At 35.6% G+C, this 17,055-nt stretch carries 20 protein-coding genes; 9 read left to right on the top strand and 11 right to left on the bottom strand.

The window, feature by feature from the left end; translation table 11 throughout:
• Positions 1–56: 56 nt before the first annotated feature.
• The 3 genes from A2530_RS06015 to mtnK are packed head-to-tail and all read right to left on the bottom strand — an operon-like array spanning position 57 to position 4,318.
• The gene (locus A2530_RS06015; protein WP_294885064.1) at positions 57–2,018 is read right to left on the bottom strand and encodes a bifunctional aldolase/short-chain dehydrogenase; all 1,962 of its coding nucleotides are present in this window, start codon (positions 2,016–2,018) and stop codon (positions 57–59) included.
• Between the two features lie 4 nt (positions 2,019–2,022).
• A complete protein-coding gene (gene mtnA / locus A2530_RS06010; RefSeq protein ID WP_294885065.1) occupies positions 2,023–3,102 on the bottom strand; it encodes an S-methyl-5-thioribose-1-phosphate isomerase in 1,080 nt (359 codons plus the stop codon).
• Positions 3,092–4,318 (bottom strand): S-methyl-5-thioribose kinase, encoded by a 1,227-nt coding sequence (gene mtnK / locus A2530_RS06005; protein WP_294885066.1) that lies wholly within the window; start codon positions 4,316–4,318, stop codon positions 3,092–3,094. The genes mtnA and mtnK overlap by 11 nt, the downstream gene beginning before the upstream one ends.
• A gap of 65 nt (positions 4,319–4,383) precedes the next feature.
• Here mtnK and A2530_RS06000 point away from each other — a divergent pair, with 65 nt between their 5' ends.
• Positions 4,384–4,584, top strand: a complete 201-nt coding sequence (locus A2530_RS06000) for a hypothetical protein (protein ID WP_294885067.1) — start codon at positions 4,384–4,386, stop codon at positions 4,582–4,584.
• Here the strand turns inward: A2530_RS06000 and A2530_RS05995 are convergent.
• From A2530_RS05995 to A2530_RS05975, 5 genes are read right to left on the bottom strand one after another with little or no spacing between them, the layout of a single operon-like run.
• Positions 4,581–5,267: a hypothetical protein gene (locus A2530_RS05995; RefSeq protein ID WP_294885068.1), complete on the bottom strand. Its 687-nt coding sequence runs from the start codon at positions 5,265–5,267 to the stop codon at positions 4,581–4,583. The two genes, A2530_RS06000 and A2530_RS05995, sit on opposite strands and share 4 nt — an antisense overlap.
• The gene (locus tag A2530_RS05990; protein ID WP_294885069.1) at positions 5,264–5,557 is read right to left on the bottom strand and encodes a hypothetical protein; all 294 of its coding nucleotides are present in this window, start codon (positions 5,555–5,557) and stop codon (positions 5,264–5,266) included. The genes A2530_RS05995 and A2530_RS05990 overlap by 4 nt, the downstream gene beginning before the upstream one ends.
• On the bottom strand, positions 5,554–5,709 hold the full coding sequence (locus A2530_RS05985) for a hypothetical protein (RefSeq protein ID WP_294885070.1): 156 nt from the start codon (positions 5,707–5,709) through the stop codon (positions 5,554–5,556). The genes A2530_RS05990 and A2530_RS05985 overlap by 4 nt, the downstream gene beginning before the upstream one ends.
• Positions 5,709–6,128 (bottom strand): hypothetical protein, encoded by a 420-nt coding sequence (locus A2530_RS05980; RefSeq protein ID WP_294885071.1) that lies wholly within the window; start codon positions 6,126–6,128, stop codon positions 5,709–5,711. Before A2530_RS05980 ends, A2530_RS05985 begins: the two co-directional genes overlap by 1 nt.
• Positions 6,129–6,137: 9 nt before the next feature.
• Positions 6,138–7,136 (bottom strand): Lrp/AsnC family transcriptional regulator, encoded by a 999-nt coding sequence (locus tag A2530_RS05975; RefSeq protein ID WP_294885072.1) that lies wholly within the window; start codon positions 7,134–7,136, stop codon positions 6,138–6,140.
• Between the two features lie 140 nt (positions 7,137–7,276).
• Here A2530_RS05975 and A2530_RS05970 point away from each other — a divergent pair, with 140 nt between their 5' ends.
• A complete protein-coding gene (locus A2530_RS05970) occupies positions 7,277–7,846 on the top strand; it encodes a bifunctional precorrin-2 dehydrogenase/sirohydrochlorin ferrochelatase (protein WP_294885073.1) in 570 nt (189 codons plus the stop codon).
• Positions 7,843–8,220, top strand: a complete 378-nt coding sequence (locus A2530_RS05965; protein WP_294885074.1) for a hypothetical protein — start codon at positions 7,843–7,845, stop codon at positions 8,218–8,220. The genes A2530_RS05970 and A2530_RS05965 overlap by 4 nt, the downstream gene beginning before the upstream one ends.
• On the opposite strand, the gene A2530_RS05960 is transcribed toward A2530_RS05965, so the two are convergent.
• Positions 8,217–9,422 (bottom strand): MFS transporter, encoded by a 1,206-nt coding sequence (locus A2530_RS05960; protein WP_294885075.1) that lies wholly within the window; start codon positions 9,420–9,422, stop codon positions 8,217–8,219. The two genes, A2530_RS05965 and A2530_RS05960, sit on opposite strands and share 4 nt — an antisense overlap.
• Complete coding sequence (locus A2530_RS05955; protein ID WP_294885076.1) at positions 9,415–10,311, bottom strand: glycosyl transferase; 897 nt, start codon at positions 10,309–10,311, stop codon at positions 9,415–9,417. Before A2530_RS05955 ends, A2530_RS05960 begins: the two co-directional genes overlap by 8 nt.
• Positions 10,312–10,394: 83 nt before the next feature.
• Between A2530_RS05955 and A2530_RS05950 the strand changes: the two genes are divergently transcribed.
• From A2530_RS05950 to A2530_RS05925, 6 genes are all read left to right on the top strand, one after another.
• Entirely contained in the window at positions 10,395–11,213 is an 819-nt protein-coding gene (locus tag A2530_RS05950; protein ID WP_294885077.1) for an SDR family oxidoreductase, read from the top strand.
• Positions 11,213–12,136, top strand: coding sequence for a helix-turn-helix transcriptional regulator (locus tag A2530_RS05945; protein ID WP_294885078.1), 924 nt, complete (start codon positions 11,213–11,215; stop codon positions 12,134–12,136). The genes A2530_RS05950 and A2530_RS05945 overlap by 1 nt, the downstream gene beginning before the upstream one ends.
• Before the next feature lie 101 nt (positions 12,137–12,237).
• Entirely contained in the window at positions 12,238–13,050 is an 813-nt protein-coding gene (locus A2530_RS05940) for an SDR family oxidoreductase (protein WP_294885079.1), read from the top strand.
• 183 nt (positions 13,051–13,233) lie between these two features.
• Complete coding sequence (locus tag A2530_RS05935; protein ID WP_294885080.1) at positions 13,234–14,427, top strand: cytochrome c peroxidase; 1,194 nt, start codon at positions 13,234–13,236, stop codon at positions 14,425–14,427.
• Positions 14,424–16,226 (top strand): multiheme c-type cytochrome, encoded by a 1,803-nt coding sequence (locus A2530_RS05930; RefSeq protein ID WP_294885081.1) that lies wholly within the window; start codon positions 14,424–14,426, stop codon positions 16,224–16,226. The genes A2530_RS05935 and A2530_RS05930 overlap by 4 nt, the downstream gene beginning before the upstream one ends.
• Positions 16,223–16,603 (top strand): thioredoxin family protein, encoded by a 381-nt coding sequence (locus A2530_RS05925; RefSeq protein WP_294885082.1) that lies wholly within the window; start codon positions 16,223–16,225, stop codon positions 16,601–16,603. Before A2530_RS05930 ends, A2530_RS05925 begins: the two co-directional genes overlap by 4 nt.
• Before the next feature lie 35 nt (positions 16,604–16,638).
• On the opposite strand, the gene A2530_RS05920 is transcribed toward A2530_RS05925, so the two are convergent.
• Entirely contained in the window at positions 16,639–17,043 is a 405-nt protein-coding gene (locus A2530_RS05920; RefSeq protein WP_294885083.1) for a hypothetical protein, read from the bottom strand.
• Positions 17,044–17,055: the final 12 nt, after the last annotated feature.

Here is a 17,055-nt window from a genome sequence, read left to right as displayed (position 1 = left end):
ATAATTTTTTTTAATACAAAAAAAACAAAATTGCCGCATAAATATCTAAAATTAATTTAAATTATCCTATCACTCCCCCCGTCTATGGCAACTTGAGAACCCGTTGTTTTTGAAAAAGGTTTTCCTGCCATAGCACACACAAGTTCCGCTACGTCATCTGAGCAGATTTCAGTTTTAAGCACATTATTCGTCTTATACTCCTCTACACTCATCCCGTAAGCTTTTGCACGTTTTTGTAAAACTTCATCAGTCCATATAGCCGTATCAAACACCGCATGAGGATGAAGCGTATTTACTCTGACTCCGTATTCTCCGAGTTCTAGTGCCGCTATACGTGCAAGCTGAGTCTGTCCCGCTTTTGCTACCGAATAAGCCGCCGCTCCTTTTCCGGGTGCGGGAAAGTTTTTAGAAGCTATCATAATTATGGAAGCATCAACACCGAGCTTTAGAAACGGTGCTGTATATTTGAGCAGTTTTTGGTGCGAAGTGAGATTTATATCCATACTTTTTTTCCAATTCTCATCACTTAACTCATCAAGATTTTCACTCGGTGTAAAGATACCTGCATTGCTTACGACTATATCAATTCCGCCGAAACTCTTAACTGCAATCTCTATCGCATTTTGTATATCATAGCTACATGTCAAATCACACTTAACACCTTTTGCATCTGCTTTACTAAATATCTTCTCAACATCAGCGTTTATATCAAGAGCTACGACTGCCGCACCTCTTTTATTTAACATTTTAGCAATTGCAAGTCCTATTCCACTTGCCGCTCCCGTTACAAGAGCTATTTTTCCGCCAAACTCAGGCATACTTCCGCCGCCCTTTAATTTTGCTTGTTCAAGAGACCAATACTCTACTTCAAATATATCTGCCGCACTCAAAGCTTTATATCCGCCAAGCATTTCTGCCTTTAAAATCGCCTCGTAAGTATGTTCATTTATATCTTTGATAATATTTGCCTCTTTTGCATTTGCTCCAAAAGATAGTACTCCTGCACCCTTCAAAATAGCAAAATTCGGTGCAGGATTTAAAAGCATCTCATCTTTTTTATTTTCCAAAAAGTACTCTTGATACTCTTTTACATAATCAGCCAAATCAGATTTAAAATCATCTCTTAAAATAGCTGGAACTCTTTTTGTTCGTATAACATGGTCGGGTGTCAGAGGTCCATTAGTCGCTATTTTTTGGATATTTTGTTTAGAAAAATAGAGTGCCAAATCACTGTCGTTATAGATTGACACAGTCGCTTTGCCTTTTAAGTTTGAGACCTCTTTACGAATTTTTGCAAGAGTTAAAAGCTCGATATCAATACTGTTTTTTTCTACATGTAGCACTGCACCTTTTGCTTCAAGATACCTCTCTGCCCTATCAACCAACTCTATGGTTTTTTCATAAGATTCTTTTGCATCGTCGGCAAATGTAAAAAGACCATGATTTAGAAGAACCATACCCTCAAGCTTACTCCAGTCCACATCTCTCGTCATGTCATAAACAAGTTTAGCAAGAACAAAACCGGGCATGATATATGGAATAACCAACACTTTATCGCCGTAAAGTTCTTTGATTTTATCTTCGCCGTTATGCGTATTTGTGATTGTTACAACAGCGTCTGTATGTGTATGATCGACAAATTTAAAAGGGATAATCGCATGTAGTATTGCTTCAACGGAAGGGTTTGGAGCAGATGGATTTGTCATGGCAAGACGTTGATACTTTACCATATCCGTATCGCTAAGCTCTTGAAGCTCTGCCATTTTTAAAAGCATGTCCATTTTTACGGGAGCAAAACCCTCTGCTTCAATGGTTGCCAAATCCCAACCGCTCCCTTTTACATAAAGTATCTCTTCAACCTCTCCAAAAAGATTTATCGCAGTAGATTTTACGGATGTATTTCCGCCGCCGTGAAGAACTAAAGAGCTGTCACGCCCTAACAGTCTTGATGTATATACCCTTAAATCCAAATCGCTCTTATAATTTAGTGCTTCTTTATCATCCCATAAACTTTTCAATATATTATCCTCTAAACTTTTCTCTTATTTTATCAAAGTCCGCCTCGCAAACCCCTTTGTTTGTTATAAGCCCAGTTATAAGTCTTGCAGGTGTAACGTCAAAACCGTAGTTTATAGCAGACGAATTTTCAGGCGTAATACGCACTTCTCTTATCACTCCATCAGCGTCAACTCCGCGTATATACTTAACCTCATCTTCGCTTCTAAGTTCAATCGGTATATCTTTTACACCGTCATTTATCTCAAAGTCAAAAGTAGAAGCCGGAATAGCCACGTAAAAAGGGATACCGTTATCATGTGCCGCAAGTGCTTTTAAATATGTTCCTATCTTGTTTGCCACATCTCCGTTAGCACTTACTCTGTCTGCTCCGACTATTACCATGTCAACTTCGCCTATTTGCATAAGATGTCCACCCGTGTTATCGGCAATAATCGTATGCGCGATTCCATCTTGGGCAAGTTCCCACGCAGTAAGAGATGCTCCTTGATTTCGCGGACGCGTCTCATCAACCCATACATGTACATCTATGCCCCTTCTTTTTGCTTCATAAATCGGTGCTAATGCCGTTCCTTCGTCTATAACCGCAAGCCAGCCTGCGTTGCAGTGAGTAAGAATATTAATACGGGTTTTATTCTTCTTTTTTAAAATATCTTCTATGATATCACAGCCAAACTCCGCTATTTTTTGGCTCTCTAACGCTTCTTTATCGTTTAGCTCTATAGCAAATTTTCTTGCATCTTCGACTACGTTGTCGGAACTCTTAAGCAGACTTATCATCTTATCAACCGCCCACATAAGATTTACGGCTGTCGGACGAGACTCTCGTATTAAAGCTGCTTTTTCTTTTAAAGCCTCATAATCTCCATAAACTTCTATTGCCGCTATATATATTCCAAATGCAGCAACGCTGCCTATAACTCCCGCTCCGCGAACAGTCATATTTTTTATAGCCTCTACTACTTCATCTGTCGTACTGAGATATTTTGTATCGTACTCAAACGGTAACTGTCTCTGGTCTATTACCTCCAAACACTCATCAAACATATCATCGCTCAGCCATAGAGCCTTATACTTACCCTGCATTTTTCACTATCTCCAATATCTCATCTACACTATTAATTTTTTCATAATTTATTACAAACTCTCTTGCAATTTTTAGAGCCATCTTCTCTGCTTCAGCTCTGAGATTTTTATCTTCAATCCCTCTTATCTCCTCAACCCCAGCAACACCGTAAACACGTCTTGCCATCTTACAGCCTGCAAAACCAATACTCTCTTTAATGATGTTTTTTACAAACTTCTCTTTATATCTTACAAGTGTTTCATTATCCAAATATCCCTCGACTAAAAGAGCCGACTCTTTGTGTTCACTCCAAAAATTCAAAAACTTATCTCTAAATTTCTCCATAACCTCTTTTATAGTAACTAAAAGCCAATTTTGAAAATCTTCATCTTTTGTAACTACAACATGGTAGATATAATTGTTTACCAAGTTTGCAAGTAATGCTCCAATATCAAAACCAAAAGGTCCTACAAATGCAAACTCAGGGTCAATAACATACGTCTCATTCTCATTTATCATAATAGAACCCGTATGCAAATCTCCATGTAAAAGAGCATCGCCTTGCGTCATAAATCTGTATTTTAGCTCTAAAACTTTCTCTTTAAATTCCATATCCGCAAAAAGTTTTTGTGCTTCGGGGTTGTTTTTTACATTTGCGTTATCGTTTGTCTCATGCTCCATAAAAGCAAAACTAAATACCAAATCTTCGGTTAGTTTACAAAGCTCCATATTGGAGTTAAATTGAGCAATTATAACTCTTTTTTCACTGCTGCAAAGATACAAAGATGATGTATAAAAAAGCATAGCCGACATGTACGTAGATATATGTTCGCTAAAATTTTTATATTTCACGCCGTCCATCAGCCCTTTTCTCATAATAACATGATTGCCTAAGTACTCCATAACTACTAAACTCATATCTTCGCTTGTGTGATAAAGATTCGGGATAAAGCTTGGAAGGATATTGTAAAATTTCTGCAAAGCCCTTATCTCGTATGTCATTCTCTCGCGCCCTAGAGGAAACTCCTCTCCTACACATCTAAGATATGGTACTGCCTGTTTTACTATAAGAGCTTTTTGCGGATTTTGTACGGAGCTTATTTTATATACATAGTTGAGATTACCATCGCCAATCTCCTGCGCTATCAAATCATCGGAACCAAAATAGCTCTTTATTTTTGCTATATTTGAGAGGTACTCTATCAAGGTTGTTTTATCTAATTTTTTATAATCCATTTTTTCCTCTTTGTTTAAAAAATTGTATCATAATTCACTATTAGTTTATAAAAAGAGGGCTAAATATGGGCTGGACTTGTCAACATGACTATAAAGGTTACTGCAAATTGGTTAAAAAAGATTGTGTTCCGGGAATGAAGGGGTGCATACTAAAGAGCAGCGAATATGTCTTTAGTAGCGGAAGTTTTGAAGAGGACAAAAAAATAGCGCAAGATAAAAAAAATACTCCTGAAATAGATTTTGCCGAATTAGCCAGAAGCAACTAGTTCCAAAAATCTAGCGGATTTGGATATAAAAAGGTATAGTTTAAATCTTTAATCAACTTATCTGATAAAACTCTGCGCTTACTCATTCCTTCAAAATTTCCAAGCGCAAAACCAAAATCTTTACCGTTTTTTTTATGAATTTCTGAGCGAAGCGGATGAGTCGGTGCAACTAAGTTATAGACCCCTTTTGTTATATCTTTTTCTATCATTGATTTTACTATGTTTATAACATCTTCTTTATGAATATAGTTTACATAGCCATCATTGAAATCTTTTGCACTCTTCCATCTGCCTGAAATTCTATCATCTCCCATAAGACCGCCAAGTCTAAGAACAACCACCTGCTCTTTTGCACCCGTAACCAAATCTTCCGCCTCTTTTATAAGCGAAGTTTTTGTAATAACCGCACTCTCATCCACATCTGTGTCAAACTCTTTATATACGGATGTAGAACTCATCAATATTATTTTAGACTCCGGCTTAGAGAGTGTTACTATTTTTTGGAGTGTCGAAAGGTAGTTGTCTTTGGTATTTATAGCAATGATAATAATGTCGCTCTGCCAAAAAGCAGAGTCATCGGCGGTGTTATCTCTTGAAAAACACTCTACATGTAGAGTTTTAGAGAGCTTATCAAATAGAGGTTTTCCTAGCCAACCGCATCCGATAATAGATACTTTTTTCATTTTTTAGGGCTGTTTGTCTGGTAGCTTTTTTTAATACTTAGCATCTCATATAAAGAGACCGTAGGCATAGCCTCTTCTATCAATTTATCCGTATCGCTAAATTGACCTCTCATTTTTTTAATATCTTCATATCCATCTGGCTTAATTTCGCTCATTGCTATATTTATAGTTCCTGCCCACATTAAAACAAGCATAATCCACACGGTTTTTTTCGCACCTGCATAGACTCCGATAAAATGAAAACCGATACTAAGCAATACGGCTACAATAAGGATAATGGTTAAACTCATCTATTCTCCTCTCTTATAGGTTCAATTTTAATTCCTGTATTTTCAAACATCTTGTCGCCAAAACTTTTTACTACCATAGTGCCAAGAAGCATTACAAAAGAGATAACCAATAAAAAAAATATCGCTAACGCATAACGTTTAAGTGTTGCCATTATTTCTCTTTTTCGTGAGCTTTCTTCTCTTCTTCTATTTGAGGTTCACTGCCTATCCAGTCAACGCATCTTGAAGTATGAAAATCTCTCTCGTAATCATCATTTTTAAAAAGATGATCTTCAAGTCTCCAACCTAGTTTTTGAGATAAAAGAACAGATCTTGAAACTGTTCTGCGCATCTTATTTTCACAAATTATAGTCTCTCCTGCGTTAAAAAGCTCTTCAACTCCGTTCATTCGAGACACGGTCAAGTTGTAATGAAAAGCCACCATTAACGTAACCATAGTACCTATACCTATCATACCTTTTTTAAATGCACCCTTTGGCATAAAATCTCTTGTCGTTACAAAAGCAGTCACACTTAATATAAAAGCGGCAATAACTATATATACTATCTCTAATTCTAAAAAAAGTTCCATATCAATCCCTTATTTTGCGTATTGCTCTTCCCAAGCTTCAAACTCGGGGGTAAAATATTCTATTCTTACTTTTTTAAACTCTCTTGAGCTGTAAAGAGGCATGTAGCTTTTTGCTTCTATTTCAGATGACATCTCTTCAATAATCGCACTCGTATCATCGGTAGTTTTTCCATGAACCATCGTAAAAAGGTTATAAGGCCAATTTGCATATTTTGGACGAAGATAGCAGTGGCTTACCGCACTAAAAGCTGCTGCTTTTTCCCCTATAGCTTCTCCATTTTCTTCATCAACATCCCAAACGACCATTGCATTTGCACCAAAACCGGCTTTTCTATGATTTAGAATTGATGCGAATCTTCTCATTACACCTGCTTCTTGAAGCTCTTGTAAAACTCTAAAAAATGTATCATAATCTATATCAAGCTCATCAATTATCTTTTTAAACGGCTCAGATACCATCTCTATATCATATTGAGCACGTCTGATAATCGCGTGATGAAGAGAAGTAAGCTCTATCTCGGTATGCTTAACTCTTTTAACTTCCTCTTTCTTTTCATCTTTGCCCGTAGTGTTTAGTTTTACGTTTATTTTAAAGAGTTTTAAAGTAGGGAGCATAATATAATCGTCTGCTTCTGTCGCTTTCGCCAAAACTTCTAAAGTTTTTTCTAAACCTAGTTTAGAGTTAGGAGCAACTGCCAACGTAAACCAAATGTTAAAATCATGATTTCTCTCATAGTTATGTGATATTCCCGGATGAGAATTTATAATTTTGACGGCACCGCTTATCTTATCCGATGGAATTTTAAATGCTACCAATGATGATATGTAACCCAATCTCTTAGTATCAAATATTGCCGATGTCTGACGTATAATATTGCTCTTTTTTTGCTCCTGCAAAATAGCAAGAACTTCATCTTCACTCATATTTAACTCATCTGCAATAACCTTAAACGGCTTTTCAACCAAAGGAAATTTCTGCTGAATTCGTGATAAAATCTCATCTTTCATATATTACAATTCCGCCCATGCTTTTATTTTTATTTAATCGATTGTAATCTAATTTCAATTAATCTAACTTGATATCTATCAATAAGAGTTTTTAAAAAACTATGATATTATACCAACCGATAATATATGAAAAGAGATAGATGAGTTATTTTCCTGCCTTCTTAAAACTTGACAATAAAAAAATCTTAATCGTCGGCGGCGGTCATATAGCTTATGAAAAACTAGAGCATCTTTTAGACTTTTCGTCAGATATCTCCGTCATAGCGCTTGAACTATCGGATGAGATGGATAGTGCTATAAAAAAGAACCATCTTAACTTTGAAAAAAGAGGATACGAAACCGGCGACATCAAAGAGTTTGCGGTTGTTATAGTTGCGGTTGACGACATCCCTCTTCAAGCAAAAATTTTTGAAGAGTCAAAACAGTACAACTGTCTTTGCAACTCTGTTGACTCCGTAGATTATTGCGATTTTATCTTTCCTTCATATATAAAGAGAGATGATTTGACTATTGCGGTTTCAACATCAGGTACGTCTCCAGCCATGGCAAAACATTTAAGAAAATATCTTCAAGATTTAATTCCCTCAGATATAGGCGAATTTTTGCGCGAGATGAAGAACCTTAGAGAAACTTTACCAAAAGGCAAAGAGAGAATGAAAATGCTTGATAAAAAAGCTCAAGACTATATAAATACATGGAGTAACAAATGAGTGTAAAAAAAGCTCTAATATTTGGATTTTTTACGGCGTTTTTAGTTTTAGGGATACTTTCAATGCAACGCGCGGTACCTGAAACAAAAGAAGATCGCATATATAAAGCTATAAAAGTTTACAGTCCTTATATACTTGAAAAAAGAATAGGCGGACTGACTATTATCGACAAACGTGACGGAACTAAAGAGAAACCTAGTGCGGCGGACGTATTTCACAGACTTGACGAACTTGAAGAGAAGTGGGGAAGAGAGCATCTTAGAGTTGAGTACAACGATGTACTAATCTTAGGCGAGAACAACCAAACCGTGGCTAGAGTTTTTATAGAAACTCAAAAAGAGAGAGATTTTATTAAGAGATTTTACGGAATTTAATCTCTTAATTTAAAAGATAAATACAATGCCGCAAAAAGTACGGCTATCGAGCTACTGTACAAGGCGGCATAATTTAAGTAATTCAAAATAACTCCGCCGATAATTGAAAAAAACATCCCAAACGAAACAATATTCATCTGAAGAGCTATATATACAGGTCTCTTCTGCGGCGGTGCTACTATAAGAATAAGATTGCTTGAAGCAATACGGTTTCCGTCCATCGCCGCACCTATTAGAAAAAATATTAACATGTACTCATAAAGCGAAGATGCGTAAACCGCTAAAGCAATAGCACTGATTTGAAAAATTATAGAGATTTTTGCGCTAAGAGTATTTCGACCGCTTCCGCTTAATCTTCCCCATAAAAAGTTGCTAAGCATCGCTCCTACCATCTGAGTAGTAATCAAAGAACCGATTGCAACACCGCTAAGGTTTATCTTCTGCTGTGCATCTAAGATTATAAAAGGCAGGGCTATTAGATAACCGTAAGCCAGAAGAAAAGTTGTAACTTGAATCTGCAAATGCTTGTCTGCTTTTAAAATATCGTAGGAATTTTTCAAAAATTCTCTAAATGAGCTCTCTTTTTTAGATACCTCTTCCTTAACAGGCTCATCAACCAAAGAAAAAGAAAGATAACCAAAACCCATAATAAACGAGCTTATTATAAAAAGATAACCGTAACTCTGAGGCGCATCAAAAGATTCTAAAATCCAAGCCGCCAATGCACCGCTTAAAAGCCCTCCTGCACCGCTAAAAAATTGGCGGTATGCCATAGTCTTGCCGCGAAATTTATGGGAAAATATTTTAGCCATTATCTCTCTAAAGTAAATTGCCGCAAAACCTGCGCTAAAGGAGAACATAAAAAGACCAAAACCGATGGAAGCCAGAGTAATGTTTGGATAATTATCTCCAAAAACAACGATTGCGATACCGATTAGAAACCATGATAAAAATCTTATAAAAAATATTCTGCGAAGATAGGGCATCATAAGTTTGTAGCTCTGTGCGTGAAAAGCGGCAAAAAGTTGAACTATAATAGCGCCTCCGCGAAGAAGAGCGGCAAAAAATCCCACAAGCATAGAACCGCCGCCAAAGTAGTTTACTATAAGAGGCAAAATAGTTGAAGGCTCGGCGATTGTGGTGCCGATTGCCAGAAAAAAGCCATGCAATATATTTTTTACATGGTTTGAGAACTTATCCATTTAGTTTTTCAAAAGCTTCATCTATAGTTGCGGCCTTTTGCGCCACGAAAAGATAGACTGCCGCATTCAGACGTGCAAGTTTCAAAAACTCTTGTGATGGGTTGTTTAGCTGTTCCAGCGACTCCTCAAGTGTTATTCGCTCCCACGATTTGGTATAGTTCACTCCATAATATTCGGGGTCGATTATAAACTCTTCAACACTATCGCCCTCTGAAATCCATAAACGTCCTTTGCTAAAAAGCTCGGGAGTTCCTTCGTTTCCTTGTATCAGGGCAAGTCTTTTATATCTATTTGAAAAAGCTTCAATATATTTTTTTACGAACGGTTTGTGAAAAACACCTGTTATCGCATACTCGCTTGAAGCTACATGTGTTAATTTTTCTATCGTGTTAAGCCCTGTACGAAGACCAAGTCTCATACGAAGCGGCGTTAAATCATGCATCTCTTTGAAAAAATCTGCTCTGTCAAAATAGTAAATATTTTTGTTTAGCTCTATATTTGTTGCCGTTTCTTTTAGCGTTATTCCTGCTTTTGCAGGTGCCAAATCATCGCCTACTACAACAAGATTCAACTCCGATTTTTCAAGAGCTTTTGCAACAAGAGGAAATAAAAAAGGGTTGTTTGCCTTGCCGTCAAACGGGTATCCAAGCTCTATTGAATTTGGCACTGCGGTTTTTTTAACAAACATGTCACAAGCCTCAACAACTCCTCTAAACTCCTCCGTAGTTTCAGGTTTTAATCTCCAGCCAAGTAAAAAAGCAGCTATCTGTTCGCCGTAAACCGACTGTTTTAAAACCTGTTCCATCATATCTTTTGCCTCATCCTGAGCCAAATCTCTATTGCCCTTTACGCCTGTCCCCACCGCGTGAATATACTTAAAAAAATCCATCGATTCTCTACTTTTACAATTTTTTTTATTTCTCGGTATGATATAATCATTTGCTTAATATGAGATAATAAAAGGTACTTTACATGTCAAATATAGTTTTAATTACAGGTGCGAGTTCGGGCATGGGAAGAGCAAGCGCAAACTATTTATCGACTAAAGGTTTTATCGTATATGCAGCTACAAGAGATGTAGAAAATTTTAAAGATATAGAGAATAAAAATATAATTCCCATCGAGTTAGACCTTAGAAATCAAAAGAGTATAAAAAAAGCAGTAGAATTTATAAAACAGCGGCATAATAAAATCGACGTTCTCGTCAATAACGCAGGTTACGGTCTAGTTTCAACCGTTGAGGATGTAGAAGAAAATGAGATGTATGAGCAGTTTAATATTAACGTATTTGGAATTTTACGACTATGCAAAGAGGTAATTCCGATAATGAGAGAGCAAAAAAGCGGAATCATCATAAATATAAGCTCATTTTTGGGCAAAATCGGTCTCCCGCTTTTGACTCTATACAACTCAAGCAAATATGCGGTTGAGGGAATAACAGACTCTCTGCGTTACGAGCTAAAAGATTTTAACATCAGAGTCCACTCCGTAATGCCCGGTTTTTTTGACACGAAATTTGCAAGGGAAAATCTTGTTACAAATAAAAAAACATTTGATAAAGATTCTTTGTACTCACATCTGGTTTCTAATCTAGCTCCGATTATAGTTGAGCAGATAAATAACGGAAACTCTGCAGATGAAGTGGCAAATATGATTTTAGAAATTATCCAAAATCCTAAATTTCCCGCACGTGCTACGGTAGGCGATAAAGCGAAAAAATTTATTCCTATGAAAAAAGAGTTAAGCGATGAGGATTTTGAACGACGTGTTATGGAGTATTACAACATATAATGGATAGTCTATTTTTCAATATTACCGATACAAAGTACAAGGTTACAGAACTTTTAAAAAACAGAGACGAATATATAAAAAGAGTAGATATCTCAAACGGAGTCTTCTTTTTAGATATACATGTAAACAAAACTAATATAGAGACTCACTTTAAAAATCTCGACAGATTTGCGGCAATATGCGTTGTTAAAAAAGGGGATTTTAAACTATATGACAATATTGATAAAAGAGTATTCAACTTAAATCAAAACTCCATAAATATATTGCTCTCATCAAAACAGGACTTAAAAATCACTACAAATGAAAATGAGCAAAAAGATGTTTTTATACTTTTTATAGCGGACTTTTTTCTAAAAAGATATCTAAGCGGCAATCCTAACGAAGCGATAGATTTTTTATACAATTTTCTTCAAGAAAATACTACATGTAAGCTTATAAACACACTCTCCATAGATGCTTTAAGCTTATATATAATTGATAAAATCATCAATATAAAACCTGACTCACTGATGAAAAGTATTACATGTGAGCATTATATTTTAGAGTTTATTATTCAGAGATTTTCTTTGTTTGATATTATCGAAGATGAGATTGAAGAGGATGAGTTTTGCATCTCAAAAAGTGCTAAAGATATTTTGCTGAAAAATTTTGTAAATCCTCCAAGCATAAAGCTTCTTGCTCATATGTGCGCGACTAACGAATCAAAACTGAAAAAAATTTTTAAAAAAGTATATAAAACTACAATATACGGCTACATACAAAAACTTCGTCTTGAGAAGGCAAATCTTCTTTTAAAAGAGCAGTCTCTTAACATCGGTGAAATAGCAAAAGAGGTCGGCTACAAACATCAAGGACATTTTTCTAAGCTTTTTTTTGAAACTTACGATGTTTATCCGAAAGATTTACTCAAAAAAAAGCCATAAAATCCCTCTACTGCTAAAACAAAATTCCTTTGTTGCTAAAAACTGCTTGATTGACACCACTTTTTATCATATACTTAAATCATTAAATTAGAGGAGTTTACATGTCAAAAGTTGTTTTAATCACGGGTGCTACTTCAGGGATGGGTGAGCTTAGTGCAAAATTTTTAGCAGATAGCGGATACATTGTATATGCAGGTTCAAGAGATGAAAATGTAAAAAGCGGTGATAGTAATTTAAAACATGTATATATAGATGTTACAAAAACGGCTACCATAAAGAGTGCGGTAGATACTATTATAAAAAAAGAGGGCAAAATTGATGTACTTGTAAATAATGCAGGTTACGGGCTTTTAGCAACTCTAGAAGATGGCACTGACGATGAGATTTTCAATCAGTTTGATGTAAATGTTTTTGGACTCATAAAAACTACACGAGAAGTTCTACCACACATGAGAGAAGCAAAAAGCGGAGTTATTATCAATCTTAGCTCTTTTTTAGGCAAAATGGGGCTTCCACTTCTTTCTTGCTATAACGCTTCAAAATATGCTGTTGAGGGTATTACGGACTCGCTTAGATTTGAAACACTACCTTTTAATGTAAGAGTACACTCTATAGAGTCAGGACTATTTGGCACAAATTTTGTAAAAAAAGGGTTAGTAGCAAATGCTAAAACTACAAGTGAAGACTCCCCATACAAAGAACTTGTATCTCATTTTGTCCCTATCGTTGCAAAGGCTATAAATGAAGGACCAAACCCTCAACCGATTGCAGACGCAATCAAACATATTATAGAAAATGAAGATGCAGATATTGCTATTGCGGTAGGTGCAGAGGCGAAAGCTTTTGTTCCTCTGAGAAAAGAGCTAAGTGATAAAGATTTTGAAAAGAAAATAAAAGATACTTTTGGAATTTAAGTACTTCTTATAAGTATAAATAATAGCGCAAAGGTTTGTTATACTGTCCATAATTTCCTTTTGTGCTAAAATAAAATTCTTCTATTGCTAAAAGAGACTTGATTGATATCTATTTTTTATATATACTCTATATCAAAAAATAAAACTATAATAAGAAATTAAAAATACTTTAATGGATTGTAAATGAAAAAACTATTCTTTTATACGGTTCTAATAGCAATAGTAGTAATAAGCACTATCTTAACAATAGCACTTTTAACTCCTTCAAAAATAATTCCCAAATACAGCGACGACAAGCTAAGAGAGCTTGCTCTCTCTAAAGGTTTAAAACCGACTCCTACCTCATTTGAGAAACTTTTAGAAATTGTTGATTCGCAAGAAAATCCAGTTACACCGCAAAAAATTGCACTAGGAGCAGAACTCTTTTTTGATACCAATCTCTCAAAAAATCAAAAAACAAGCTGCGCTACATGTCACTCTTTTGATAAAAATCTAAAAAATAAAAAAGCGTTGATTAGTACGCTGGAAGAGAAAAATCAAAAACTTACCGATTGCGCTGCGTGTCATTTACAAGACCAAAGCGGTGTTGACAGATTTACCTTTTCTGAGGGAGATTCTGCGGTTCCTCATCCATATCTACTAAACACTCAGACTATACTAAACTCATCTCTTGCAAAATATCTGACATGGAGCGGTGAAGTCAAAAGCATAAAAGAGCAGAGCGAAAATTCACTAATAGCCCACCATAAAATGAATATGACCCCAAAAGAGGTAGAGGACAGATTAGGCAAAAACCCTGCGTATGTAAAAAGTTTTCAGGAAGTTTTTAAAGATGGTATAAGCTTTGAAAATAGCGCAAAGGCTATAGAGGCTTACGCAAAAACTCTTATTACGCGCGGTGCTTATGATAGATTTTTAGAAGGCGATAATGAGGCTATGAGCCATGATGCAAAAAGAGGTCTGGCTAACTTTATCAGCTTTGGATGTAAAGGGTGCCATAACGGAATGAGTTTGGGCGGTCAAACCATAGAGAGGTTTCCGCTTAGAAAGTTTGCTCAAGTTTACGACTTTAGACCAAATCTTGAACTTCTTCCTAAGATAAAAAGAATCGATAATGAATTTCCTTTTGAAAATAGCGGTAAATTTTTAGGAAAAAATAATGAGCACCTCTTTAGAGTACCGATTTTGCGAAATGTTACAAAGACTTCTCCATATTTTCATAACGGCGCAGTACCTAAAATTCGTGAGGCGGTAGATGTTATGGCAAAACATCAATTGGGACGCCATCTAACTCTTACTCAGATTGATGAGATAGTAGCATTTTTACATACACTTGAAGGCAATATCGTTGAGTACGACATGAAGGATTACAAATGAGAGCTATCTATATAAAATTTTTGGTTTTTGTAATGTTTTTTACTGGTGTTGTTCAATTAAAAGCACTTGATTTTGCTTGGGAATATTTTAGAACTATTCAAGCATTCCATATCATAGCCTCTTTGATTATTACTCTGTTTTTGGTTACTCCTTTTATATATCAACATATTTATAAATTCTTTTTTATAAAAAAGGTAAACAGTATAAACGGATGGCTACTGCTACTTATATTTTTTCTCCTTACAATTAGCGGTTTATACCTATTTTTAGCAGGAAACAGAGGAGGAGATACGTTTGGAATCATCTCATTTAACGTACATCTCTACGGTTCGTTTGCTTTGATACTATTTTTTATTTACCATGTACTTCAAAAACAAAATGTGCAGTTATCCGTAGTAGCAATGTTGTTTACTATTCTAAATCCTGCTCTTTCTCATGCCGCTACGGATAAACTATCTCTTATAGAAACAGATGCCAAAACTGGAATATACCATAATGAGGATTTTACAAACTCCGCAAAATGTAAATCCTGCCATGAAGAGATATTTAATCAATGGAGCAACTCGAACCACTACCATATGACAGGGTCAAACCCATACTATATGGTAATGGAGACATTAGCAGGAGAGGTAGAAGGACAGGAGTTTCGCAAATGGTGTATGGGGTGTCATAATCCAAGCGCACTTACAACAGGTCTTAGTAAAACAACACATCCGATGCAAGGCAATATCGTAAGTGACGAACTATTTGAAAAAAATGCAAAAACACTTGTAGAATCTTTTAAATCACAAGGAAATTTCAGACTTGAAGAGGGCGTTTCATGCGTTACATGTCATAGAATAACAGAAGCAAAAGGCAAAGGTAATGCTTCATTTAAACTCTCATTAGAGCGAAAAAAATATGCTTTTGAAGATAGCGATTCAGGTACCGGTCATTGGTTTAGCGAAAAACTGATAAATTCAAACCCTGATGCTCACAAAAAAAGTTACATGGATCCGCTTTACAAACAGAGCAAATATTGTGCCTCTTGCCACGACGAGTTTCATCCAAAAACAGGGATGAAAATTGTTTCTACATTTGATGAGTGGAAAAAATCTCCGTTTAATAATCAAAAAGATAAAACCAAACACAAGACATGTATAGACTGCCATATGACAAATCTTAAAGACGGCAAATTCTCGCCACTCAAAGGAACATCTACCAAGGGCGGTGTTCTAAAAGATGATGTAAAGGTTCACTACTTTGCAGGTTCAAACCACTTTTTATCCGGCTTGAAAAGTAAAACAAACGAAGAACAGACAATTGATTTGCTGAAAACTTCTGCAAAACTTGATGTTGATATTAAAAACGGCATATTAGTAATCGGAGTAACTAATGTCGGCGCAGGACACCATCTACCAACCGGAGTTGCCGACTTTAGAGAATTATGGCTTGATGTAAGCATAAAAGACAAAAACGGCAATCTAATATTTTCAAGCGGAAAACTAAAGAATGACGGCAATATTGAAGATGGAAGCAGACTTTTTCAAAAAGTATTCGGCGATGAAGAGGGCAAACCTGTGGGACTATTATTTTGGAAATATAAAACACTACTAAGCGATACCAGAATACCCTCAGGAGAGAGAAGAGTTGAGAGCTTTGCAATAAAACAAGATGCTCTTTATCCTCTTGACGTAGAGATAAAACTAAACTTTAGAATTTATCCTCAGTGGGTAAGCGATGCGGTTAAAAAAGTTTTTCCTACACTTCCAAATCCACCGGTAGTAGAACTTATAAAAGTAATAAAAGAGTTTAAATGAGAATCTTTTTATGTCTAATACTTTTTAGCACTCTTGCTTTTGGCGAACATGTAAGATGGCAAAGCGAGTATGATAAAACGTTAATAGAGGCAAAAAAAGAGAACAAAGAGTTACTGCTTTTAATAATAAAAAAAGAGTGTGAAAAATGCAAATCGGTTTTTGTTGATATTTTTAATAAAGAAGAGATTCAAGAGAAAATAAACCAAAAATATTTAGCAGTAGTTGTCTTTTTTGAAAATCAAAACAGTTACCCAGTCGAGCTATTTTATACACAGCAATTTCCGGCACTTTTTTTTGTATCAAAAAAGGATGAGTCATTTTTGCAAACACCGCTCTTTGGCTCTTTTACAACTAAAGATTTACTAAATAAACTCTAATACTTTTTTGGACATGTAAATGTCCAAAAAAAGTATTAATGACCTGAGCTAGACTTTTTTGCCAACTCTTTTTTAATAGCACTCATAAGATCTTCAATATCAGATTCACTTGCACTATCTTTTGAACAAGTTACATACTCATTATGAAACTTAACATTAGTAGAAACCGTTTTACCGTCAGAAGTTTTTTCAGCTATAAACTCATTTATTTTAAACGGTGTCATTTTCCATCCGATATTTTCACCTGCAGTTCTTATAGCATGCATAACTTTTTCAATATTATGACTTTCTACATGTAATGCACCGCGAGAAGCTTCACTTTTATAAATTGACGAATTTTCCTCCGCATTTGATGGAAGAACACCCAAAGATGAGCCACAACCTGTTCCCAATATGATAGTCACTACAGAAATAGTAGCAATTGACAAGAGTTTTTTCATTTTTACCCCTCG

Source organism: Sulfurimonas sp. RIFOXYD2_FULL_34_21 (assembly GCF_001830805.1).
Lineage (GTDB): Bacteria > Campylobacterota > Campylobacteria > Campylobacterales > Sulfurimonadaceae > Sulfurimonas.
Note: the sequence above shows the minus strand (reverse complement) of the source record. Positions and strands in the feature narration are given on the sequence as shown.

Bases quoted from the DNA above. Each gene is read 5' to 3' on its own strand.
- mtnA (WP_294885065.1), bottom strand. From the start codon at position 3,102: ATGCAGGGTAAGTATAAGGCTCTATGGCTGAGCGATGATATGTTTGAT.
- A2530_RS05960 (WP_294885075.1), bottom strand. From the start codon at position 9,422: ATGGATAAGTTCTCAAACCATGTAAAAAATATATTGCATGGCTTTTTT.
- A2530_RS05965 (WP_294885074.1), top strand. From the start codon at position 7,843: ATGAGTGTAAAAAAAGCTCTAATATTTGGATTTTTTACGGCGTTTTTA.
- A2530_RS05975 (WP_294885072.1), bottom strand. From the start codon at position 7,136: ATGAAAGATGAGATTTTATCACGAATTCAGCAGAAATTTCCTTTGGTT.
- A2530_RS05940 (WP_294885079.1), top strand. From the start codon at position 12,238: ATGTCAAAAGTTGTTTTAATCACGGGTGCTACTTCAGGGATGGGTGAG.
- A2530_RS05980 (WP_294885071.1), bottom strand. From the start codon at position 6,128: ATGGAACTTTTTTTAGAATTAGAGATAGTATATATAGTTATTGCCGCT.
- A2530_RS05935 (WP_294885080.1), top strand. From the start codon at position 13,234: ATGAAAAAACTATTCTTTTATACGGTTCTAATAGCAATAGTAGTAATA.
- A2530_RS05955 (WP_294885076.1), bottom strand. From the start codon at position 10,311: ATGGATTTTTTTAAGTATATTCACGCGGTGGGGACAGGCGTAAAGGGC.
- A2530_RS05995 (WP_294885068.1), bottom strand. From the start codon at position 5,267: ATGAAAAAAGTATCTATTATCGGATGCGGTTGGCTAGGAAAACCTCTA.
- A2530_RS05950 (WP_294885077.1), top strand. From the start codon at position 10,395: ATGTCAAATATAGTTTTAATTACAGGTGCGAGTTCGGGCATGGGAAGA.
- A2530_RS05930 (WP_294885081.1), top strand. From the start codon at position 14,424: ATGAGAGCTATCTATATAAAATTTTTGGTTTTTGTAATGTTTTTTACT.
- A2530_RS05925 (WP_294885082.1), top strand. From the start codon at position 16,223: ATGAGAATCTTTTTATGTCTAATACTTTTTAGCACTCTTGCTTTTGGC.
- mtnK (WP_294885066.1), bottom strand. From the start codon at position 4,318: ATGGATTATAAAAAATTAGATAAAACAACCTTGATAGAGTACCTCTCA.
- A2530_RS05945 (WP_294885078.1), top strand. From the start codon at position 11,213: ATGGATAGTCTATTTTTCAATATTACCGATACAAAGTACAAGGTTACA.
- A2530_RS05990 (WP_294885069.1), bottom strand. From the start codon at position 5,557: ATGAGTTTAACCATTATCCTTATTGTAGCCGTATTGCTTAGTATCGGT.
- A2530_RS05970 (WP_294885073.1), top strand. From the start codon at position 7,277: ATGAGTTATTTTCCTGCCTTCTTAAAACTTGACAATAAAAAAATCTTA.
- A2530_RS05920 (WP_294885083.1), bottom strand. From the start codon at position 17,043: ATGAAAAAACTCTTGTCAATTGCTACTATTTCTGTAGTGACTATCATA.
- A2530_RS05985 (WP_294885070.1), bottom strand. From the start codon at position 5,709: ATGGCAACACTTAAACGTTATGCGTTAGCGATATTTTTTTTATTGGTT.
- A2530_RS06000 (WP_294885067.1), top strand. From the start codon at position 4,384: ATGGGCTGGACTTGTCAACATGACTATAAAGGTTACTGCAAATTGGTT.